This window comes from Shimia sp. R9_1, assembly GCF_017743775.1.
In the GTDB taxonomy this organism is placed as follows: domain Bacteria; phylum Pseudomonadota; class Alphaproteobacteria; order Rhodobacterales; family Rhodobacteraceae; genus Shimia.
In genome coordinates this window covers 766,575-788,704 of sequence record NZ_JAGHRN010000001.1, presented here as the reverse complement: position 1 = coordinate 788,704, position 22,130 = coordinate 766,575, and the positions used below count along the sequence as shown (strand labels likewise).

The window sequence follows — 22,130 nt, the reverse complement described above, 5'->3', positions numbered from 1 at the left end:
CGAGGCTATCCTTTTGATAAAATTGGAAATACCTCCAAAAACGACAAAGCCTGCATGAGGGGACATGCAGGTTTGCCGCGTGGGCTGTATTGGGGTCGGCGTTGCCACAACCCACGTTGTGGTACCTATCTTAGGGCAGGGGCTGGTCAGGCGGGTTTGCGCGAAAGGATAGGGCGCGCCTCAAAACGGCAGCTCGATCAGTCCGACGTATATCATCAGCAATGTCAGGAAGCCTGTGACCGCTGTGACCAGCTGGAACTTGGCAAAGCCGTTGCGCAGCTGCTCCAGAAGACCATCGCCATCGCCTGCGCTTTGATTGCCCCGGTTGGACCATTTCTGCTTGGAGAGATGGAAGATCATGTAGATTTTGACCGACGCGTTGATGACCTGGTTGAGGTAGAGAATGAACGGCCAGGTCATGTCGGCGCGGCGGCTGTAGCCAAACAGGAACATGCAGAGCACGACGCGGGAGAAGATCACCCAGATCAGGCAGTTCCATATGTAGCCGGGGGCCACGATGCTGCCGAGCACGGCCATGAAAGGGCTCACCATCATGGTCCACATGGCGATGCGCTGATCGACCACGCACCACCAGATGAAGAACGGCATCCGGCGCGGGCCAAGCGCTATGGCGCGGCTGCCGTTGCGCAGCATATTGCCAGACCAGCGGCGGAAGTTTTGCACCATCCTCAGCAGGCCGTTTTCTTTGATGACTTCGATAGTGTAGACCGTGGCGTCCGGCACATAGGTCATCTTGGCACCCACGCTCAGCAGCCGGTACCAGGTGGATTTGTCATCCCCTGACAGGAAGCGGAAGCGCCCCCAGAGCCAGTGATTGAGGTGGTCGGCCTCAATGGTGCGGATGAACTTGGGATCGACGATGTGGCGCGCGCGAAAGACGCTCATCCGGCCGGTGAGGGTGAGCACACGGTTGGATAGGGCGTGGCTCTGCATGGCGAGGCGGCGCTGGGCAAAACGCATGTCGAGCCATTTGGCGATCCATGTAGGGCCGTAGCAGATCACCTCTTCATCGGTGGTAAGCGCCTGAAGCTCCGGATCATAGGCAAACATTGAAAGGGTTTTCTTGAGCACGTCCTGCCCGTAAAGCGCGTCCCCATCCATAAAGATGACCATATCATCGGGGTCCGCACCGGCCCGTGAAATGGCGCGTAGGATCAGCCCGATCGCCATGCGCTTGCCCGGTTGGTTTTGCCGGATAAACACCAGCTCGGCCAGATCATCCGGAATGTCCTGGGCGTAGGTGTCTACGAACTGGCGGATGATGTTTTCGTCATAGGCGCTGCCGGTGCCGATGTAGAGCGTGGTGGGAATGCGCTCGCGTTTAATCTGGCCAAGGATGGAGCCGATCACCCGTTTGGTGATCGAAGGTTCCTCATAATAGGTGGTCATCTGGACATGCAGGCGCTTGGGGCGCCAGCCTTCTTGCCAGAGCGCGTCGGCGCGGGCGCGTATGTGGGGCCACTTCAGGCGGGCATAGATCATGGCGCGCACCGAATGGGTGAACCACCAGCCAAAGCGCCACAGGCCCAAAGCGCCGAGGATCACGGTGATATGCAAAGCGTTGGGATCGACAAAGCGGTTGGGCACATTCACCAGCAGCCAGAGCAGCGCCGCGATCACCGCCATGAATGCCAGCACGTTGGGCAATGTCCAGCGCGCCCAATAGGGTTTGATCGGGGTCTGCAGATCGCGCAGCTTGAGGGTCAGATCCTTGTCAAAGGCGAACTCGGACAACTCACTCATCGCGGCTCACCAGAGATTGAATGCGCGCAATCATGCGCAGGCCAACCGCGCGGCGGGTTTGGATATTGACCGGCGCGTCGCGGCGCAGCAGGGATTTGGTCTGCGCCGGACTGATATCCTGGGGAGTGACGGTGACGATGATGCCAAATTCGCCAGGGCGGCGGGGATCAGCGCCCGCCCGCACATCGGTGACGGTGCCGGCGATGGTGGTTTTCTGGCCAAGGCTGTTGACGCCGATATGCGCCTCCATCCCGATGAAGATGGCCTCGGAATACCGCTCGGAGACCCATCCCATGGCCACGCGGGGGGTGTCAGACTCAAAGACAACCGCGAGATCATCATGGCGGTAGGGCTGCCCCTTGCGTACCAGAACCTCGTGTACCACCCCATCTGAGGGCGCGCGCACGTGGCTCATGGAGATCGCTGATTTGTTGGCATCGCGGGTGGCGCGCAGGCGGCGCACTTTGGCGTTGTGCTCGAGCTCCAGCTCGATGAGTTTGTCCAGCGCAAAGACAAAGGGGTCAAAGGCTGTGGCGGCTTCGGGATCATGCGTTTGAATATCGAGCCAGCGCTTCCATAGGGCGTCAAAGCCGCGATCTCCGATGAACTGCGCATAGATCTGAGCTGCAAGGGCACCCCGCACCTGAAGGGGCTGTGTTTCATCCAAGGCTTCCAGCATGGCGCGGGCTTCAATGACGCGGTCGAGCTCCTTCTCCGCAAGGCTCAGGCGGGCGCGGGTCTGGGACAGCTCTGCCTGTGCGGCCGGATCGCGCAGGCGCACCATGACTTCGCCTGCCTCAACCCGCTGGCCGGGGACCACGTGGATGGATTTCACAAAGCCTTCACTGGCGGGCAGATCTTCGGAAATGGGCGCGACGACGCGGCCGTGCTGGATATTGATGCGGGTGAGGCCGTTGAAGAGTGCCGATCCAAGAACGGTGGCGATGAGGGCTGCCAGCAGCAGGTAGATCACTACATGGATCACCGCTCGCACAGAGCCGGGCATCCTGGATTGCTGGTTGGTGGTTTTCTCTTCTTCGGTTTCTTCCATGGGCACGAGATCAACGGGCGTATCAAGGCTCATGATCACGTCTTCGCTGCTGGCCATGCGACCGGAGAGGATGGAACGGTAAAACAGCGCCAGCGTTTCGCGCTGACGCCCGCTGAGGCCTTCAAAGGCCACCGTGCCGTCGGCATCCGGTGCCGTCAGCCGCACGTCAAAGCGGACATCAACCCCCTGAAAAGGCACGCTCAGAGTGCCGGATTGCGGGGGCGATCCTGCATTCTCGGGCCAGTCAAAGCCAGCAAGAGACCACGCCTCAATGCGGATTTGGTCGCCGTCCGGCGTGTCCAAAAACAGCGGGGCGTGCACCTTCCAGCTGAGCTGGGCGCTGGGGTTTTCATGGCGGATTTGCACGGGCACTCTCACAGGTTGAATGCCCAGAAGGTAGCTGGCGGATGGCGCAAGCGTGCGTCGCGCTCAGGTATGGTTGGGGTGGCAAAAGGCAGGGCGACTATACGCAGGTATAGGCCCGCTCACTTTGGTTGCTACAAAGCCGGGTGTTGCGGCTCAGCGGGACAGTCCGGCGTGGGTGTTGAGGAAGAACTGCGAGAAGATCGGGCCGCTGGCGGCGCCAATTTCGCGGGCGTCCTGACCCACCACAGCCTCTTCGATGCGCGGCACGATCAGGCCGCGTGTGTCCTGATTGACCAGATAGCGCCGGACCCGCTCCACCAGCTCTTGGCGGACATCGGGGGGAAAGGCCCCGTCTATCAGAATGGCCTCAAAATCGACCACGGAGCAGACCGACAGCGCCGCCTTGGCGAGCTCCTGCGCGGTCTGGCCAAGCCAAGGATCGACATAGCGGCTGAGCACCGACCAGTCTTGTGGCTGGCTCCAGAGCATGTCGGGGTTGAGGCCGGCCTCGATCAGCCGCGTTTCCAGCAGGTGGATGGAGGCCACATCTATGAGCTGGCGGCTTTCGCCCATAGGGCCTGTGGCGCGCATGGAGCCAAGCGCGCCTGCGTTGCCCTGATTGCCTTCAAACACGCTGTCATTCATCACGATGCCGCCGCCAACGAAGGAGCCGACAAAGAAATAGGCATAGTCGCGGAACTCTTTGCCACGGCCATAGAGATGCTCGGCGCGGCAGGCTGCGGTGGCATCGTTGCCAACAAAGATGGGCAGGTCGCTGAAGCGGGCCACCTCTTGGGCAAAATCAATGTCTTTCCAGAGCTTGAACTGCTCTGCGGCGGGGCCTGCCAGATCGCTCCAGCGCCAGAGCTCAAAAGGGGCGGCGACGCCGATGCCGCAGATGCGCGCGACCTCCTCAGTACTGAGGGCAGCGAGCAATGTCTCTAGGCTGTCATGCAGGAAGGAGAAGACATCTGCGGGCAGCGGGTAGTCGTAGGTGGTGTGCTCTGAAGCGCGCACATTGCCTGCGAAATCCAAAAGCAGGAGATCCGCAGTCCGGCGACCGATCTTCAATCCCAAAGCCAAGACGCCGTCGGGGTTGAGGTGCATGGGGATGGAGGGCTTGCCCACCTTGCCGCGCGTGGGTTCGCCGCGTTGAAGCAGGCCATCGCTTTCCAGTTTGCGCAGCATGGTGGAGATCGCCGGTGGCGTCAGCCCCATGCGTTTGGCGAGGTCGATGCCGGGCAGGGCGCCCTGTCGCTGCAGGATGGACATCAGAAGGCGTTCATTGTGGTTGCGGACGCGCCGTTGATTCACGCCTCCGCTGAGTGCTCTGATTTTTCCGCCATCCATATGGCTGATCATAAAAGGCTCCTCCCAGCTTTGGAAGATAGGGGGCTTCGATTATTTAATAAAGTTAATTTATTTATTGACAGCTCTTGGGGAATCGCCGTTACCTATGGGGGCATCCTGCGTCACGAATTAGAGGCAGGCCTGGAGCTGGAGGGAGCCAGATCCAAATATTGCGAACCTTGGGAGGACATTATGAAAAAGCTACTTGCGACATCGGCCCTTGTTTTGGCCGGAATGACGGTCAGTGCGGCGGCGGATGTGAGCGCGTGCCTGATCACCAAAACAGACACCAATCCGTTCTTTGTGAAGATGCGCGAAGGCGCGACGGCAAAGGCCGAAGAGTTGGGCATCACGCTCAACAGCTATGCCGGTAAGGTGGATGGTGACCACGAAACTCAGGTGGCGGCGATTGAGACCTGCATTGCCAATGGCGCGAAAGGTATTTTGCTGACAGCCTCTGACACCAGCTCGATTGTGCCAGCGGTGCAGCAAGCGCGGGATGCGGGCCTTTTGGTGATTGCACTCGACACGCCGCTGGAGCCGATTGACTCTGCGGATATGACCTTTGCCACCGACAACTTCCTGGCTGGAGAGCTGATCGGAAAATGGGCGGCAGCGGCGCTGGGCGATGAGGCGGCCAACGCAAAGATTGCGATGCTCGATCTGGCGGTGAGCCAGCCCACTGTGGGTGTTTTGCGCGATCAGGGCTTCCTGAAAGGCTTTGGCATTGAGCTGGGCGATCCCGGCAAATGGGGCGATGAGACCGATCCACGCATCGTGGGCAATGACATCACCGCTGGCAACGAGGAGGGTGGCCGCCGCGCCATGGAGAACCTGCTGGCCAAAGATCCGATGATCAATGTGGTCTACACCATCAACGAGCCTGCCGCTGCGGGTGCTTATGAAGCGCTGAAGGCGATTGGCCGTGAAAACGACGTGCTGATTGTGTCTGTCGATGGCGGCTGCCCCGGTGTGGACAACGTCAAGGACGGCGTCATTGGCGCAACTTCGCAGCAATACCCGCTGTTGATGGCGTCCAAAGGTATTGAGGCGATTGCCGCCTGGGCCAAAGACGGCACCAAGCCGCAGGCCTCTGATGGCAAAGAGTTCTTTGACACTGGCGTCTCGCTTGTCACCGATCAGCCGGTAGATGGCGTGGACAGCATCGACACCGCCAAAGGCACCGAGCTTTGCTGGGGCTGATCGCGGCCAAGTCGTGTTAACCTGACGCGAGAGGGTGGGGGCAGCCTCACCCTTTTGCACAAGCTCAGACAGAATGCCGGGGGAGGGCTCACATGTCTCAGTCGGAGAATTATGAGGCTGTGGTGACAGATTCAGCGTCCGAAGTTGCTCATTTTGACGAGGGCAAAAGGGGGATTGTCGGGCGGTTTCACCACGCCTTGCACACCACGCCCGCGTTGGTGCCGCTGATCGTTCTGGTTGGGGCGGTGGTGATTTTTGGCCTGCTGCTGGGCAGCCGGTTTTTCTCACCCTTCGCGCTTACCCTGATTTTGCAGCAGGTGCAGATCGTTGGCATTGTGGCGGCGGCGCAAAGTCTGGTGATCCTGACCGCGGGCATCGACCTGAGTGTCGGGGCCATTGCGGTGATCTCCTCTGTGGTGATGGGGCAATTCACCTTTCGCTATGGCTTGCCACCTGCGGTGGCTGTGGCCTTCGGACTGGCATTTGGCACCGCGATTGGCGCGCTTAATGGCTGGCTTGTGGCACGCATGAAGCTGCCGCCGTTTATCGTCACATTGGGCATGTGGCAGATCGTACTGGCGGCGAATTTCCTCTATTCGGCCAATGAAACCATCCGCTCACAGGACATCGCCGCAGAGGCGCCTTTGTTGCAGCTCTTGGGGGCAAAGTTCAAACTTGGCGGGGCCGTGTTTACGCTGGGCGTGGTCTTCATGGTGCTTCTGGTTGTCGTGCTGGCCTATGTGCTGAAGCACACGGCCTGGGGCAGGCATGTCTATGCGGTGGGCGATGACCCTGAAGCGGCGGAGCTGTCGGGCGTGAATGTGAAGGGCGTGCTGATCTCAGTCTATGCACTGGCCGGGCTGATCTGTGCCTTTGCGGGCTGGGCGTTGATCGGGCGGATTGGCTCTGTCTCGCCGACATCGGGGCAACTTCTGAACATCGAGAGCATCACCGCGGTGGTGATCGGGGGCATATCGCTCTTTGGCGGGCGCGGCTCCATTCTGGGCACATTCTTTGGCGCGCTGATTGTGGGGGTCTTCACACTCGGGCTGCGTTTGGCCGGGGCGGACGCGCAATGGACCTTCCTGCTCATCGGCGCGCTCATTATCGGCGCGGTGGCCGTGGATCAGTGGATTAGAAAGGTGGCGGCATAATGGAACCGATTTTGAAAGGCCGCGGACTGGTCAAGCGCTATGGCCGTGTGACGGCACTGGATCATTGTGACTTCGACCTGATGCCGGGCGAGATTTTGGCGGTGATTGGCGACAATGGTGCCGGGAAAAGCTCGCTGATCAAGGCGGTCTCCGGTGCGGTGATCCCCGATGAAGGCACCGTGACGCTGGAGGGCAAGGAAGTGCGCTTTACCTCCCCCATTGAGGCGCGTGAAGCGGGGATTGAGACGGTTTATCAAACCCTTGCCATGTCTCCAGCGCTGTCGATTGCCGATAATATGTTCATGGGGCGCGAGCTGCGCAAACCCGGTTTTCGCGGCAAATGGATGCGCCAGCTCGACCGTCCTGCCATGGAGAAATTTGCCCGCGACAAGCTGAGCGAGTTGGGGCTGATGACCATTCAGAACATCAATCAAGCGGTGGAAACCCTCTCCGGCGGTCAGCGGCAAGGCGTGGCCGTGGCGCGTGCGGCGGCGTTTGGCTCCAAGGTGATCATTCTGGATGAGCCCACCGCGGCGCTGGGCGTGAAAGAGAGCCGGAAAGTGCTGGAGTTGATCCAGGATGTGAAGGCGCGGGGCATTCCGATCATCCTGATCAGCCACAACATGCCGCATGTGTTTGAGGTGGCTGATCGCATCCATGTGCACCGTCTGGGCAAGCGGCTCTGTGTGATTGATCCAAAGGATTACACCATGTCAGATGCGGTGGCCTTTATGACGGGGGCGAAGGCTGCGCCATCGGAGGCGGCGTGAGCCGCGTGATGCAGGATCTGGATGCGCTGGTTGCGGCTATAGCGGCCGCGCCGCGCAAAGGCGCGCGCCGGGTTGTGGCGGTGGCGGGCGCACCGGCGAGCGGGAAATCTACGCTGGCAGAAGAGATTGCTGCGCGGTTGCGTGCCGCCGGATCAGCGGTGCAGGTTGTGCCGATGGACGGGTTTCACATGGACAATCAAGATCTCGTGGATCTGAGGCTTCTAGCGCGCAAAGGTGCGCCAAATACCTTTGATGTAGAAGGGTTTGTGGCCTTGGCGGGTCAGCTGTCTCAAGGCGGGGTGCAGGCCTATCCAACCTTTGACCGCGCCCGCGATGTGACCATACCCGGTGGCGGCGCGGTGTCGGCGCAGTGCGATACGGTGGTGGTTGAAGGCAATTACCTGCTGTTTGACGCGCCGGTCTGGCGGGCGCTGTCAGACATTTGGGATGTATCGGTTTTTCTGTCGGTGCCAGAAGAAGAGCTGCGTCGGCGTCTGGTGGAGCGGTGGCTGACCCACGGGCTGTCGCAGGAGCAGGCGGAGCAGCGCGCAGAGGAAAACGACCTGACAAACGCGCGTTTGGTGCAAAGCCAGCGTCTGCACGCGGATATCGAGTTTCAAAACACCGGCGCTTTTTAGAGCGGGGCCTTAGCCGCGCGGAACGTCATGATCAGAGATCAGACGGAGCCCGAGATGAGCGGGCGGGGAGCCGACGGCGCATCCACCGCGGGCTGGATCGCGGATCAGATAAGACATCGCGGCGACGTGTTCACCGCCCACAAAATATGCCGGACAACGGTCGCGGTCGATGCCTTCCTCGGCACCAGCGTAGCATTCCATGGTCCATTCCCAGACGCTGCCATCCAGATCAACCACACCCTCAGGAGAGGTGGAAAAGCTGCCTTGAGGTTTCAGCGCGCGGGGTGTTGTGCCTTCGGTTAGGTAGGTTGAAGCCCAGGTGAGTGAGGGATCGGTGAAGAGCGGATCGGGTTCTTCTGGCAGAACCTCGGCCGCCATATGTTCCCATTCTGTGGCGGTGGGCAGGCGAAAGCGCTGTCGGGTTTGCGTGTTGAGCCACGCGATGTATTGCTGCACATCTTCGTAGCTGAGACCGGTGGCTGGCGTGGTCTCGGGCTTTTGGTCCGGCCGCACGCGCAACGACACCGCGCAGCGGCCTTCTGCCGCGCATATGTTCCACTCAGCAACGGAGACCTCAAAGCGCTGCGCAAAAAACCGTTGCCCGTCTGGCATAACAACCGCATGGGCGGCCATCTGCGGCAGTAGTTCGGGCCGTGATGGTGATTTGGGGGCAAATTGCAGGGCAGCAGCCCCCAAAAGAGCCGCCGCCAAGACACCAAAACCGGCAAGACGAAGGGAGGGTCCGCTTGTGAGGTTTGGGCGCTTGGCGGCGGGCATGGGTTTATCCTTTCAGATCAAGTTTCAAAGTATCTGGGAGCGACCACCTGCTCCATCAGCTCGTTGTTCCACGTGCCATCGACAACGAAGTGGGCCGTGGCACCAAGCATGACACCTTCGATCAGGTTGTGGTTGACGTAGGCATAGACGCCCGGTTGCTCGAAGGTATACATCGCTGCCACCGCGCAGCCGCCGCGCACGAACCAGGTCTCCATGTCCTGCAAGGGCGCATCAGTGAAGGAGCTTTCCCAGACATAGTTACCGTGCCCACCGATCAGGTGCGGACGGGAGTCGCGGTTGGCCTGATTGTGTATCATCAGGACCGTTTCACCCACCTCGGCTTTCAGGGCATTTTCGCCGGTCAATGCGCCCACGGCTCCGTTGAAGACAGAGTGCGTCGGGATCAGGGTGCGCATGGCGTCAAGGCTGTCAGAGAAGTCTTCGCCCGCTTGCTCATATTGAATGAAGTCGCCGTTTTCATCTTGTGGCAGGTAGTAGTCCTGCTCGCCGATGTAGGCGATGCGGTCATAGCGCAGCGGATTGCCGTCTTTGTCCTTCAGTCCGTCTCTTGGCAGCACCATCACAGCGCCGTTCATGCCGTGGGTGACGTGGTAGGGGATCATCGCGCCGCCGGGGGCACAGTGATAGGTGAAGCAGCCTGGTTTGGTGGCCTTCCACCGCAGCACTACCTCTTCGCCGGGTAGAACATGGGACAGTCCGCCGCCGCCAAGCGCTCCGGTGGACGCGTGGAAATCGATGTTGTGCTCCATCATGCTGCTCTCAGGATTGCGCAGGGTGAGCTCGATCATGTCGCCTTCGTGGCAGATGATCAGCGGGCCCGGCACCGAGCCGTTATATGTCAGCGCCCAGATGCTGGCACCGGTGTCTTCATCCACCACCATCAGACGCTCTTCGGTGATCATGGTGATTTCGATGATTTTTGGCCCACCAGTGGCGACCTGCTCATGTTCCGGTGCAAAGGGCGGCGCGACCAGCTCCTGTTTCACACGGGTGTAGCCGGAAAGATCTGCTGGCTTCGCGGTGCTTGCTGTCTCTTGTTTGCCAGCTGTTTTGTAAAGGTGTGTGGAGGTTGCATTGATCGCGTCGATTTTGGGCGCACGCGGTGTCGCCTTAACCGTGGCACCCGCCATAACGGCGGCCCCTGCGAGCATGCTGCCGCGCAAAACATTGCGGCGGCTTGTTTTCATGAGACCGGGATTGATGATTTTGGCCATTTTACCCTCCATGAGGTGGTTGCTTGGCACCGGGTGGTCGACCCATGTGCTGCTTTTGAAGAGAAACGCGCAGTCACGCCTTGAAAGTTTTTGCAGTGTTCAAAGTGGGCTGTGTGTTGCGGCGAGATTTAACGGATTTGAAAATCTGAACTTTGTTCCAGCGCAAAGAACTTTGGTTTTGTCGGCGCGCGGGCCTTGCGGCAGGTGGTCTTCGCCTTGGTGTTCTGGCACAACTCATGCATGGACCGTACGCCGCCGCATAAAACGCTGCCTAGGCTGGATGAAAGCCTGCTCACGCACTTGCCGCCGTTTTCCGAACTTGAAAAACGGCAGATCCGCAGGATTTTGGATCAGGCGACCTCTAAGCGATATGAAGCGGGGGTGGCGATTTTTGACGAAGGCGCTCCGGCAGAGCGCTTTTATATGCTGCTGGATGGGTATGTGCGTGTGGTGCGGATCACGGCGACCGGCGAGCAGGTGACTTCCCTGTATATCCCGTCGGGCCAGCTGCTCGGGATTGCAAAGGCCATTGGGCGCGAAACCTATCCCGCAACCGCAGTGACGGCGACGGAGTCGATTGTTCTGAGTTGGTCGATGGGGCTGTGGGAGAGCTTTGTTTCCGACTATCAAGGGTTTGCCGTGAACACCTATAAGACGGTGGGCAAGCGGGTCGGAGAGTTGAACACACGCATTGTGGAGCTGGCCACGCAGCAGGTGGAACAGCGTTTGGCCAATGCCTTGTTGCGGTTGATCAACCAGACCGGACGCAAGACACCCGACGGTATAGAAATAGACTTCCCGATCACGCGGCAGGATCTTTCTGAGCTCACAGCGACCACGCTGCATACGGTCAGCCGTTTGTTGAGCGACTGGGAAAAGCGTGGGCTGGTGCAGAGCAAACGCAAACAGATCAAGGTGCTTGATCCCAGTGCGCTTGTGGATTTGAGCCGGGCCTAAACGCGGCTTTTGCCTTTACTGGCGCGCCTGAGCAATCTGCAGCGATCTCTTCTCGTCCGACATTTTCTCCGCAGGCATTTGCGTGCTGCGTTTTAGAGCAGGTTTGCCCCAAAAACCGTTTCAAAGGTTGTGCTGGCACAAACTTCCACGTGAGCTGCCCCGCTATGACAAGGCCATCCCGAATCCAAGGAGGCCGGCTCATGGCTGAATTTCTGACAAAGTCGCGGGCGCGAAACATCTTCTACGGAGGTTCGATCTTTTTTGTCGTGATCTTCGTGGGGATGACCGTCCAATCGCACAAATACGTGGTGAACACCTCGACCGCCGGAATGGCGCTGAGCGAGGCGGTGATCCACGGTAAACATGTCTGGGAAGAGAACTCCTGTATCAATTGCCACACCCTGCATGGCGAGGGTGCCTACTTCGCGCCTGAAGTGGGTAATGTGATGACCCGCTGGGGTGTGCAGGACAGCCCGGAAGACGCCTTTGAAATGCTGAAGGGGTGGATCGAAAGTCAACCCAGCGGAGTCGAAGGACGTCGCCAGATGCCCCGCTATGAGTTGAGCGATGAAGACATCCGCGGGCTGTCTGAGTTTTTGCGCTGGGCGGATCAGACAGACACGCAGGGCTGGCCGCCCAATGACGCCGGATAAGGAGGCGAAACCATGAAATATCAGTCTCAAAAAGTGGCCCTTTACTATTTCGCCGCAGCGCTGGCGCTGTTTGGCGTGCAGGTATTGGGTGGTCTGCTCGCAGGTTGGGTTTACGTTTCTCCCAACTTCTTGGCGGAAATCCTGCCTTTCAATGTGATCCGTATGATCCACACCAATGCGCTGGTGGTTTGGCTGTTGCTAGGTTTTTTTGGCGCGGCTTACTTCCTTATTCCCGAAGAATCCGAGCGCGAGCTTTGGTCACCGAAATTGGCCTATATCCAGCTCATCATTCTGACAGTAGGCGCGCTGGGCGCAGTTGGCTCTTACCTTGTGGGCATCCACGGTGGCCGTGAGTTTCTGGAGCAGCCGTTATGGGTGAAATTCGGCATTCTTGTTGGGGCGCTGATCTTTCTGCTCAACATCTCGATGACTGTGCTGGCGGGAAAGAAAACCGCGATCACCAATGTGCTCCTGATGGGGCTTTGGCTGCTGTCGCTGTTGTGGGTATTTGCCTTCATTAATCCGGCTAACTTGAGCCTTGATAAAATGTACTGGTGGTTTGTGATCCACCTCTGGGTAGAAGCCACCTGGGAATTGGTGATGGCTGCAATCCTCGCCTTTCTGATGCTGAAGCTGACCGGCGTGGACCGTGAGGTGGTTGAAAAATGGCTCTATGTCATCGTGGCCACGGCGCTCTTCAGCGGCATTCTTGGCACGGGGCACCATTTCTACTGGATTGGCTTGCCGGGCTATTGGCAGTGGGTTGGTTCGATCTTCTCCACCTTTGAGGTGATCCCCTTCTTCCTGATGATGTCCTTTGCCTTTGTGATGGTCTGGAAGGGCCGCAAGAACCACCCCAACAAAGCCGCGCTCCTGTGGTCTTTGGGGGCAAGCACAGTCGCCTTCTTTGGCGCAGGGGTCTGGGGCTTTTTGCACACGCTGCATGGTGTGAATTTCTATAGCCATGGCACGCAGATCACCGCAGCCCACGGTCACCTGGCCTTCTACGGTGCCTATGTTGCGCTCAACCTTGCGGTCTTTACCTATGCGATGCCGATGCTGCGCAACCGGATGCCGTATAATCAGGTGCTGAACATGGCGTCATTCTGGCTGATGACCGGCGGCATGGCCTTCATGACATTTGTGCTGACCTTCGCAGGTACGATCCAGACCCATATGCAGCGCGTGGTGGGCGACTATTTCATGGACGTGCAGGAGAGCCTGTCGGTCTTCTATCTGATGCGCTTTGGCGCGGGTGCCGCTGTGGTGATTGGCGCGCTTCTGTTCATCTACTCGCTGGCCGTTGTGCGTGAAAAAGAAATCATCGCACCGGGCTCTGCCAAAATTGTTGCAGGAGAATGAGTATGAATATCGCAACTGTTCCTTCGTTGCCGTTTTATCAAGAAACCGGCCGTGAGTGCGATCTGTTTGAGACCGCTTATGACAATGGTTTGCCCCTTCTTTTGAAGGGGCCGACCGGCTGCGGCAAAACCCGTTTTGTTGAGCACATGGCCGCCAAACTAGGCAAGCCGCTTTATACGGTGGCCTGCCATGATGACCTATCTGCGGCAGATTTGATCGGGCGCTATTTGCTGAAAGGGGGCGAGACTGTCTGGGTCGATGGCCCGCTGACGCGCGCGGTGCGCGAGGGCGGGATCTGTTACCTTGATGAGGTGGTTGAAGCCCGTAAAGACGTGACTGTGGTGCTGCACCCGCTCACAGACTCGCGGCGCACATTGATGATCGACCGCACCGGAGAGGAGCTGGTGGCGCCCAAGGACTTCATGTTGGTCGCCAGCTACAACCCCGGCTATCAGAATGTGCTTAAGCGGTTGAAACCCTCTACACGCCAACGCTTTCTGTCGATCTCCTTTGACTTTCCGGATGCGGAAACCGAAATCTCGGTGGTTGCACAGGAAAGCCGTCTGGAAGTGGGGCGGGTCGCGCCCCTAGTGCGGCTTGCCGGGCATATCCGGAAGCTCTCCGGCATGGATCTTGAAGAAGGCGTTTCGACCCGTTTGCTGATCTATGCCGCCAGTCTGATGGCGGGAGGCATGGGGGTGGATCGCGCGCTTGAGGCGGCGATCATTGAACCTTTGAGTGATGAGCCAGATGTGCAGCAGTCCCTCAGGGATCTGGTTGCAACGATCTACGGGTGAGTGGAATGCGACTTCTCGATTTGATGGAGCCGGAAGAGACCGTGGGCAACCTTTGGCATGAGATGGCCAGCGGATTGGGTGCGGAGGCACATTATCCGGAGGCGGCGGTCACGTTGGCGTCTGTGCGCCCAAGTCTTGCGGTCTTGTTTCGTGCGCTGGGCGGGGATGCTGCAGTGGAGCTGGGCGAGGCACCTGCGACCGTGATGCAGCATCGCCGTCCGCTGCGCCGCAAGTTGGGTGCGGAACGCGAAAAGGAATATGTGGCGCGTTTTGATGGCGAGCGTCTGGCGCTGCCGCCACAGATCGCGGTCTTTCCCGAGAAGTGGTTGAACCGCGCCGCCTATTTCTGGCTGACAGCGCTGGCGGCCAAGGCAGACATCGCGCCAAACACATTCTCTGGCGATGGTGCCGCACTTGATTGCGCGCAAATCCGGGCAAATGCGCAGGCTGCGGATGACGCCTTTGAGGCCTGCCCGGGATTGCGCAAGGGCTATGCCCAGATGGCGCGGCATTGCCTGAATATTCGGCCCGAGGTTACCCGACCCGCGCAGGAGGCCGCCCTTGAGCAGGCTATCCGCGATCAGCTGTGCGGCACACAGGCCACTCTGGAAGCTGGCGTGGCAACGCGGGGCTATATGCCCTTTGCGCCAGTACCAATTTGGCTGCGTTTTGCGGCCCCCGGCACAGGTGCGGTGGCTGGCGAGGAAGACGCTGCGGATAAGGCCCCGCCAACGGCAGCGGTCTATTCAAAGCGCAAAGCTGGTGAGCGCAAAGATCAGGAACAGCAAAACCGTAAGGACAGTTTTATCATTCACCGTTTTGAATCCATCCTGTCCTGGGTGGAGTCGATGAACATCAACCGCAGTGTGGATGATGATGACGATGAAAACGCACAGAAAGCCGCGGATGATCAGGATCGCATCACTCTGTCCAAACAGAACCGCAAGGCAGCGACGCGCTTGCGCCTGCACCTTGATCTGTCCCCCGCGGATGCGGATCATGAGGCGCTTGCGGGCGTGCATACCTATGACGAATGGAACCACCGGGCGCGCAGCTATATGAAGGATCACTGCCGTGTGCTGGAAGCGCCCGCGCCGCCGGACGGTACCGAATTCATTCCCCATGCACGCACAGTGCGCGAGGTGCGCAGGCAGTTTGAAGCGCTGCGTCCGCGCAGGATTCTGCAGGCGCGCCAAATCGACGGCAGCGAGCTGGATCTGGAGGCTGTGCTGACGGCGAAGGCGGATCTGGCAGCCACTGGTCGTGGTTCTGACCGCATCTGGCAGGCAGCTCGCAAAGTTGAACGCGATGTCTCGGTCGCTTTCTTGATTGATGTGTCCCGCTCGACCGAGGCCGCGATTGGCGACACCAGCGTGATTGAAGTGGCTCGTCAAGCCATGGCCGCTTTGGCCGTGGGTGTGGATGCTGCCGGTGACCGGATCGGCATCTGGGGCTTTTCCTCCCTACGCCGGGATCGGGTGTTTTTGACGCGTTGCAAGGATTTTGAGACGCCGATGACCCGTGAAGTGACCGACAACATAGGCGCGTTGAAGCCCGGCCATTTTACGCGCCTAGGGGCCGCGATACGGCATGTGACCGCGCAGCTGGCTGAGGAGCCGAGCGCACATAAGCTGTTGATCGTGCTCACCGATGGCAAGCCCAACGATCTCGATCACTATGAGGGGCAGCATGGCATTGAAGACAGCCATATGGCCGTGCGGGAAGCGCGGGACTTGGGGCTAAACCTGCATGGTGTGATCATTGATGAAGACGGGCAGGATTGGTTTGCCCGCATCTTTGGGCGCGGCGGCTTCACGCTTTTGCCAAATCCGATGCGATTGTCGCGCGCCTTGCCCGACATTTACCGCAGTCTGACACAGGAGACTTGAGATGAAACTTTCTGTCGTTCTTTTTGCATTGATGGCTTCGCCTGCAATGGCAGAGGCGTTTGATCGCCCAATCCCGCAGGCGCAATCTGCCACAGCGGAGTTCTGGTATGCGCTGGCCTGTCTGACGCTGGTTGCGTCCATGGCTGCGGTGCAATGGCTGGTGTCACGGCGATGACACAAGCGGGCTGTTCAACACAGAGAATTGCGCTGGCGCTATATCCGTTTGGGGCAGGGGCCGCAGCGGTGAACGTGTTTTTCCTATCTTTGATCTTCAGCTGGGTAGGTGGTCCGGTAGTCTCGACCGGCCTTTCGATCTTGCTTGGCGCGCTGATTGGCGCGCCTGCGACATGGTACTTTGCCCGCCACATTCGTCATCTGATGGATGTGGCCGACGGCACGGATGCGCGTTGAGCGCCATCTCACACATAAGGAGGCCGCAATATGGCCCTGTGTTCTTCTGAACAAATGCGTCGCTGGTCGGGACCGGCGTTGCTGAGCTATGGGTTCCGCCCGTTCTTTCTGTTTGGCGCGCTGTGGGCGGCGCTGGCGATGCCGGTCTGGATTGCCGCGCTGAGCGGTGACTTGGAGCTGCCGTCGCGCTTTGACCCGGTGACATGGCATGCACATGAATTCCTCTTTGGCTATCTTGGCGCGATCTTAGCGGGGTTCCTGCTCACCGCGGTGCCCAATTGGACAGGGCGTTTGCCTCTGGTGGGCTGGCGGCTGGGCGGGTTGTTTGCACTTTGGGTGGCAGGGCGCGTATCAGTGCTTTTCTCGGCAAGCTTACCCCTAGGGGCCGCTGCCGCAGTTGATCTGGCTTTTCCCATCGTTTTGGGTGGCGTGATTTTGCGAGAGATCATTGCTGGTCAGAATTGGCGCAACCTGATCGTGTTGGCGATGCTGGCCGTTTTTACACTGGCGAATGGGGTGTTTCACCTAGAGGCGCTGGTGGACGGCTTTGCCGCGCAGGGGCTGGGCCTCCGTTTGGGTCTCGCGACCGCTGTGATGATGATTGTCGTGATCGGTGGGCGCATCGTGCCGTCGTTCACGCGCAACTGGTTGGTCAAACAGGGCAGCGATGTGCGCCCCGCCCCCCCCATGCAGCGCTTTGACAAGTTTGTACTGCTGACAACGGTTGCGGTGCTTCTGCTTTGGAGTTTTTGGCCAGAGGAGGCTGGCGTAGGTGGGCTGTTGATCGGTTTGGCACTGCTGCATGTGGCGCGCCTCTGGCGTTGGAAAGGCACGCATACGCTGGCTGAACCGTTGCTGTCGGTGCTGCACGCTTCCTATGCTCTGATCCCGCTGGGAGCCCTGGCATTGGGAGCCTCCATTCTGGGAGTCGGGGCAGGGCAGGCCGCCGCGCAACACATATGGATGGCAGGTGCGATCGGGGCAATGACCTTGGCGGTGATGACGCGGGCGACGCTGGGCCATACCGGTCGTGCGTTGAAAGCGGATGGGCCCACACTTGCGATCTATCTCAGCCTCTTTGGCTCTGTTATCGCACGGTGGTTGGCGGGCGAAGTCCCTGTATGTCTAGAGATTTCCGCCGTGCTTTGGGTTACGGCTTTTGGCGGATTTGCGCTGCGCTATGGCGCCGCGCTGGTGCGACCCAAACCGCCAATAGAAGGGTAACGCCGGCCCCACAAAAAAAAAGCCGCCGCAGAGGGTGTCTGCGGCGGCTTTGTCTTTAGCTAAGCGCTGGGCTTAGAGGTTCGGGTAGAGCGGGAAGCGTGCGCAGAGATCTGCCACTTTGGCTTTCACAGCCGCTTCCACTTCGCCGTTGCCCTCTTCGCCGTTGGCGGCCAGACCGTCGACCACTTCCACAATCATGTCAGCAATCGCGCGGAACTCTTCCTCGCCAAAGCCACGGGTGGTGCCGGCCGGGGTGCCCAGACGGATGCCGGAGGTGACCATTGGCTTTTCAGGGTCAAACGGGATGCCATTTTTGTTGCAGGTGATGTGGGCGCGGCCGAGAGCTTTCTCGGTGGCGTTGCCTTTCACACCTTTGGGGCGCAGGTCGACCAGCATCACGTGGGTGTCGGTGCCACCGGTGACGATGTCCAGACCACCTTTGACCAGCTGATCCGCCAGCGCCACAGCGTTGGCGCGAACTTGCTTCTGGTAGGCTTTGAACTCAGGACGCAGCGCTTCGCCAAAGGCGGCGGCTTTGCCTGCGATCACATGCATCAGCGGGCCACCCTGAATGCCTGGGAAGATCGCGGAGTTCACCTTCTTGGCGATTTCTTCGTTGTTGGTCACGATCATGCCGCCGCGCGGGCCGCGCAGGGTCTTGTGGGTCGTGGTGGTCGCTACATCCGCATATGGGAATGGGGAGGGGTGCTCACCTGCGGCCACGAGGCCAGCGAAGTGTGCCATGTCGACCATCAGGTACGCGCCAACGGAGTCCGCGATTTCACGGAATTTTGCGAAATCGATCTGACGCGGGATGGCGGAACCGCCTGCGATGATCAGCTTTGGCTTGTGCTCGTTGGCCAGCTCTTGAACCTGATCGTAGTCCAGCAGGCTGTCCTGCTTTCGCACGCCGTACTGCACCGCGTTGAACCATTTGCCGGACTGGTTCGGCTTTGCGCCGTGGGTCAGGTGGCCACCTGCGTCCAGGGACATGCCGAGGATGGTGTCGCCAGGCTGCAGCAGAGCGGTGAATACACCTTGGTTGGCCTGGGAGCCGGAGTTTGGCTGCACGTTTGCGTACTCAACGCCAAAGAGCTCTTTTGCGCGGTCGATGGCGAGGTTCTCCGCCACATCCACGTGCTGACAGCCACCATAGTAGCGGCGGCCAGGGTAGCCTTCTGCGTATTTGTTGGTCAGCACAGAGCCCTGCGCTTCCATAACGGCCGCAGACACGATGTTTTCAGACGCGATCAGTTCGATCTCGTCGCGCTGGCGGGCCAGCTCATCTGTGATGGAGCCAAACAGCTCCGGGTCGCGGGATGCGAGGGTTTCTGTGAAAAAGCCAGAATCACGGGAGGTGCTCATGGACGTTTGCTCCTGTTGAACGGTTCGAGTTGCGAGTTTCCTAATGGAAACATGCCCGGCTTGAAAGGTCCCAAAGCGACGCAACACCTTGCCTGAGCGCCGCAGATGGTGCAGGGGGTAAACATATGTCGCTATCGGAAACCTTTGGCGGCGCAGGGAAACCTGCTTTTTGGGAGTTGGGAGCATGAGCGACGATGTCTGAAAGAATCGCTTTTATGGCCAGCGATGCGCCAGTTGCGCAGACCGCACGGGCGGCTCTGATCGGGCGTTACGGCAATGTCGCGCCTGAGGAGGCGGATGTGATTGTCGCGCTTGGCGGCGATGGTTTCATGCTTCAGGCCCTGCATATGACGCAGGCGATGTCTGCGCCGGTCTACGGTATGAACCGCGGCACGGTGGGCTTTCTGATGAATGCCTATTCCGAAAGCGATCTGCTGGAGCGGCTGGGGGCCGCAGAGGAAGAGATGCTCAATCCGCTGGCGATGCGTGCCACAGCTGCGGACGGCTCGGTGCATGAAGCGCTTGCCATCAACGAAGTCTCGCTGCTGCGGGCAGGGCCACAGGCGGCCAAGCTGAAGATTTCGATTGATGGGCGTCTGCGCATGGAAGAGCTGGTCTGTGACGGGGCATTGATCAGCACCCCTGCGGGTTCCACTGCCTACAACTATTCAGCCCACGGGCCCATTTTGCCCATCGGGTCGGATGTGCTGGCGTTGACGGCGATTGCGCCGTTCCGCCCGCGGCGCTGGCGCGGGGCGCTGCTGCCAAAATCTGCGGCAGTGACCTTTGATGTTCTGGAGCCGCAGAAACGCCCGGTGATGGCCCATGCCGACAGCCGCGCGATTGAGAATGTGTCGCGGGTTGAAATCCGCTCGGACGCGCAGATCGCGCACCGCATTCTGTTTGACCCAGGCCATGGGCTCGAAGAGCGGCTTATTCGCGAACAGTTCGTCTAAGGACAAAAGAGGCGCGCGAGCGGGGTGCGCGCCTCTCTGACACAGGTCACGCGGATGCGTAGCCTATGGTTTTCAGGGCCTCGGTGATTTCATCGAGGATGACTGGATCGTCGATGGTGGCGGGCATTTTCCAGTCGGTGCCATCTGCGATGGAGACCATGGTGCCGCGCAGGATTTTGCCCGAGCGGGTTTTTGGCAAACGATCCACCACAACCGCGAGCTTGAAGGCGGCAACGGGGCCGATTTTCTGGCGCACCAGAGCGACAACCTCTTTGACTACCTCGTCATGGGCGCGTTCGTTGCCAGCGTTGAGGCAGAGGAAACCGACGGGCATCTGGCCCTTGAGCTGATCCGCCACGCCAATCACCGCGCATTCTGCCACATCCGGGTGCCCGGCAAGCACCTCTTCCATGCCGCCGGTGGACAGGCGGTGGCCAGCGACGTTGATGACGTCATCGGTGCGCGCCATAATATAGACGTAGCCGTCCTCATCCTTCATGCCCGCATCACCGGTCTCATAATAGCCCGGGAAGTGGGTGAGGTAGGAGGATTTGAAGCGCTCTTCGGCATTCCACAGCGTGGGCAGCGTGCCGGGAGGCAACGGCAGCTTGATGGCGATGGCGCCAAGTTCGCCAGCCGCGACGGGGTGGCCGCCTTCGTCCAGAATTTCGACGTCGTAGCCGGGCATGGGAACGGTTGGGGAGCCCAGTTTGATGGGCAGCTCTTCGATGCCGAGCGGGTTGGCGGCAATCGACCAGCCGGTCTCAGTCTGCCACCAGTGGTCCACGATTGGCACGCCCAGTTGCTCCTGCGCCCAGACGATGGTGTCCGGATCCGCACGTTCCCCCGCGAGATAGACCTGCTCAAGGCAGCTGAGGTCATATTTCTTGACGTACTCGCCTGTTGGATCTTCGCGCTTCACGGCGCGGAACGCGGTGGGGGCGGTGAAGAAGCTCTTGACGTTATGCTCTGAAATCACGCGCCAGAAGGTGCCCGCATCCGGTGTGCCAACCGGTTTGCCCTCAAAGACAATGGTGGTGTTGCCATGGATCAGAGGGGCGTAGCAGATATAGCTGTGGCCCACGACCCAGCCCACATCGGAGGCCGCCCAGAACACATCGCCGGGGTCGACATTGTAGATGTTTTTCATGGTCCAGTTCAGCGCGACCAGCTGACCAGCGGTGTGGCGGATCACGCCTTTGGGCTGTCCTGTGGTGCCGGAGGTGTAGAGGATATAGGAGGGGTGGTTGCCTTCGACCGGAACACATTCGGCCGGTTCTACGCCATACTGAAAGCCGTGCCAGTTGACGTCCCGCCCCTCGACCAGCTGCGCAACCTCTTGTTCGCGTTGGAGTATCACGCAGAAATCAGGCTTGTGTGTGGAGAGGTCGATGGCGCCGTCGAGCAGAGGTTTGTAGTGCACCACGCGGCCCGGCTCCAACCCGCAGGAGGCGGCGATGATGGCTTTGGGCTTGGCGTCGTCGATGCGCACTGCAAGTTCGTTGGCGGCAAATCCGCCAAACACCACGGAATGGATGGCACCCAGTCGGGCACAAGCTAGCATGGCCTCCAGCGCCTCGGGGATCATCGGCATGTAGATGATGACGCGGTCGCCTTTCTCAACGCCTTTGGCGCGCAGGGCACCGGCAAGTGTGGCGACTCGGTTGCGCAGCTCAACATAGGAGATTTCGCGTTTGGTGTGGGTGATCGGGCTGTCATAGATGATGGCCGTCTGCTCGCCGCGCCCGGCTTCGACGTGGCGGTCCACCGCGTTCCAGCAGGTGTTGACCTTTGTGTCCGCGAACCACTCATAAAGATGGTCGCCTTTGTCCGTCAGCGCCTTGCTGGGCGGCGTATGCCAATCAATTGCTTCTGCCGCCTGCATCCAGAAAGTTTCCGGATCGTTTTTCCAGCGTTCGTATACGTCTTGATATGACATTTGGTCCTCCTCTACCTGCCAGACGGCATAGAGGAGGTATCACATCGTCGGCAAGTGTGGGGCAGAAAAGCGGGACAGATTATCGCATTTGTCGGGCCAGTTTTCGGTGTTTGAAATTGCAAAGTTTAGTAAAGTCGCCAATTTTTGCAGGAAAAATAGAGAAATTTGTTGTTTTTGCAAATTTGCAAATTTTGCGACTGTGGCTGATAGTTGACTCACCTTTTCTCGCAAAAACGTGCAACTCTGTAACGGTTTTCTCTGCCATACTG

General features: G+C 59.5%; 20 protein-coding genes. 13 read left to right on the top strand and 7 right to left on the bottom strand.

From position 1 onward, the window contains the following. Positions 1-180 precede the first annotated feature (180 nt). From J7399_RS03775 to J7399_RS03765, 3 genes are all read right to left on the bottom strand, one after another. A complete protein-coding gene (locus tag J7399_RS03775) occupies positions 181-1,764 on the bottom strand; it encodes a glycosyltransferase (protein ID WP_209084207.1) in 1,584 nt (527 codons plus the stop codon). Continuing rightward, positions 1,757-3,181 carry an HlyD family efflux transporter periplasmic adaptor subunit gene (locus tag J7399_RS03770; protein WP_209084206.1) on the bottom strand — a complete coding sequence of 475 codons (1,425 nt, stop codon included), beginning with the start codon at positions 3,179-3,181 and terminating at the stop codon, positions 1,757-1,759. The genes J7399_RS03775 and J7399_RS03770 overlap by 8 nt, the downstream gene beginning before the upstream one ends. 153 nt (positions 3,182-3,334) lie before the next feature. After that, positions 3,335-4,531, bottom strand: coding sequence for an ROK family transcriptional regulator (locus J7399_RS03765; protein WP_209084777.1), 1,197 nt, complete (start codon positions 4,529-4,531; stop codon positions 3,335-3,337). 192 nt (positions 4,532-4,723) lie between these two features. Here J7399_RS03765 and J7399_RS03760 point away from each other — a divergent pair, with 192 nt between their 5' ends. The 4 genes from J7399_RS03760 to J7399_RS03745 all read left to right on the top strand — a co-directional run bounded on the left by J7399_RS03760 (position 4,724) and on the right by J7399_RS03745 (position 8,296). After that, on the top strand, positions 4,724-5,734 hold the full coding sequence (locus J7399_RS03760) for a sugar ABC transporter substrate-binding protein (protein WP_209061812.1): 1,011 nt from the start codon (positions 4,724-4,726) through the stop codon (positions 5,732-5,734). A 92-nt stretch (positions 5,735-5,826) separates the two neighbouring features. Next, positions 5,827-6,888: an ABC transporter permease gene (locus J7399_RS03755; RefSeq protein WP_209084205.1), complete on the top strand. Its 1,062-nt coding sequence runs from the start codon at positions 5,827-5,829 to the stop codon at positions 6,886-6,888. After that, entirely contained in the window at positions 6,888-7,658 is a 771-nt protein-coding gene (locus J7399_RS03750) for an ATP-binding cassette domain-containing protein (RefSeq protein ID WP_209061808.1), read from the top strand. The genes J7399_RS03755 and J7399_RS03750 overlap by 1 nt, the downstream gene beginning before the upstream one ends. Continuing rightward, positions 7,655-8,296 carry a nucleoside/nucleotide kinase family protein gene (locus J7399_RS03745; RefSeq protein ID WP_348539426.1) on the top strand — a complete coding sequence of 214 codons (642 nt, stop codon included), beginning with the start codon at positions 7,655-7,657 and terminating at the stop codon, positions 8,294-8,296. The genes J7399_RS03750 and J7399_RS03745 overlap by 4 nt, the downstream gene beginning before the upstream one ends. 9 nt (positions 8,297-8,305) lie before the next feature. Here the strand turns inward: J7399_RS03745 and J7399_RS03740 are convergent, their stop codons facing one another. Then, entirely contained in the window at positions 8,306-9,073 is a 768-nt protein-coding gene (locus J7399_RS03740; RefSeq protein WP_247742709.1) for an SUMF1/EgtB/PvdO family nonheme iron enzyme, read from the bottom strand. Between the two features lie 17 nt (positions 9,074-9,090). Further along, positions 9,091-10,308, bottom strand: a complete 1,218-nt coding sequence (gene nirK, locus J7399_RS03735; RefSeq protein WP_209061806.1) for a copper-containing nitrite reductase — start codon at positions 10,306-10,308, stop codon at positions 9,091-9,093. A gap of 240 nt (positions 10,309-10,548) precedes the next feature. Between nirK and J7399_RS03730 the strand changes: the two genes are divergently transcribed. The 8 genes from J7399_RS03730 (at position 10,549) to J7399_RS03695 (ending at position 17,601) form a co-directional block, all read left to right on the top strand. Beyond that, the gene (locus J7399_RS03730) at positions 10,549-11,265 is read left to right on the top strand and encodes a Crp/Fnr family transcriptional regulator (protein WP_247738671.1); all 717 of its coding nucleotides are present in this window, start codon (positions 10,549-10,551) and stop codon (positions 11,263-11,265) included. Between the two features lie 200 nt (positions 11,266-11,465). Beyond that, positions 11,466-11,918 carry a cytochrome c gene (locus J7399_RS03725; RefSeq protein ID WP_209084204.1) on the top strand — a complete coding sequence of 151 codons (453 nt, stop codon included), beginning with the start codon at positions 11,466-11,468 and terminating at the stop codon, positions 11,916-11,918. Positions 11,919-11,930: 12 nt separating this feature from the next. Continuing rightward, entirely contained in the window at positions 11,931-13,280 is a 1,350-nt protein-coding gene (locus J7399_RS03720; RefSeq protein WP_209061802.1) for a cbb3-type cytochrome c oxidase subunit I, read from the top strand. After that, entirely contained in the window at positions 13,277-14,077 is an 801-nt protein-coding gene (locus J7399_RS03715) for a CbbQ/NirQ/NorQ/GpvN family protein (RefSeq protein WP_209084203.1), read from the top strand. The genes J7399_RS03720 and J7399_RS03715 overlap by 4 nt, the downstream gene beginning before the upstream one ends. 5 nt (positions 14,078-14,082) lie before the next feature. After that, positions 14,083-15,966 (top strand): VWA domain-containing protein, encoded by a 1,884-nt coding sequence (locus J7399_RS03710; protein WP_209084201.1) that lies wholly within the window; start codon positions 14,083-14,085, stop codon positions 15,964-15,966. A gap of 1 nt (position 15,967) precedes the next feature. Next, positions 15,968-16,141, top strand: a complete 174-nt coding sequence (locus tag J7399_RS03705; protein ID WP_209084199.1) for a protein NnrT — start codon at positions 15,968-15,970, stop codon at positions 16,139-16,141. Then, positions 16,120-16,377 carry an NnrT protein gene (locus J7399_RS03700; protein ID WP_348539425.1) on the top strand — a complete coding sequence of 86 codons (258 nt, stop codon included), beginning with the start codon at positions 16,120-16,122 and terminating at the stop codon, positions 16,375-16,377. Before J7399_RS03705 ends, J7399_RS03700 begins: the two co-directional genes overlap by 22 nt. Positions 16,378-16,407: 30 nt before the next feature. Beyond that, positions 16,408-17,601, top strand: coding sequence for an NnrS family protein (locus J7399_RS03695; RefSeq protein ID WP_209084197.1), 1,194 nt, complete (start codon positions 16,408-16,410; stop codon positions 17,599-17,601). 72 nt (positions 17,602-17,673) lie between these two features. Here J7399_RS03695 and glyA read toward each other — a convergent pair whose 3' ends face one another. Further along, a complete protein-coding gene (gene glyA, locus J7399_RS03690) occupies positions 17,674-18,966 on the bottom strand; it encodes a serine hydroxymethyltransferase (RefSeq protein WP_209084195.1) in 1,293 nt (430 codons plus the stop codon). A gap of 194 nt (positions 18,967-19,160) precedes the next feature. On the opposite strand from glyA, the gene J7399_RS03685 reads away from it, so the two are divergent. Continuing rightward, positions 19,161-19,922, top strand: coding sequence for an NAD kinase (locus tag J7399_RS03685; RefSeq protein WP_209077691.1), 762 nt, complete (start codon positions 19,161-19,163; stop codon positions 19,920-19,922). 46 nt (positions 19,923-19,968) lie between these two features. Here J7399_RS03685 and prpE read toward each other — a convergent pair whose 3' ends face one another. After that, positions 19,969-21,861 carry a propionate-CoA ligase PrpE gene (gene prpE / locus J7399_RS03680; protein WP_209084193.1) on the bottom strand — a complete coding sequence of 631 codons (1,893 nt, stop codon included), beginning with the start codon at positions 21,859-21,861 and terminating at the stop codon, positions 19,969-19,971. Positions 21,862-22,130: the final 269 nt, after the last annotated feature.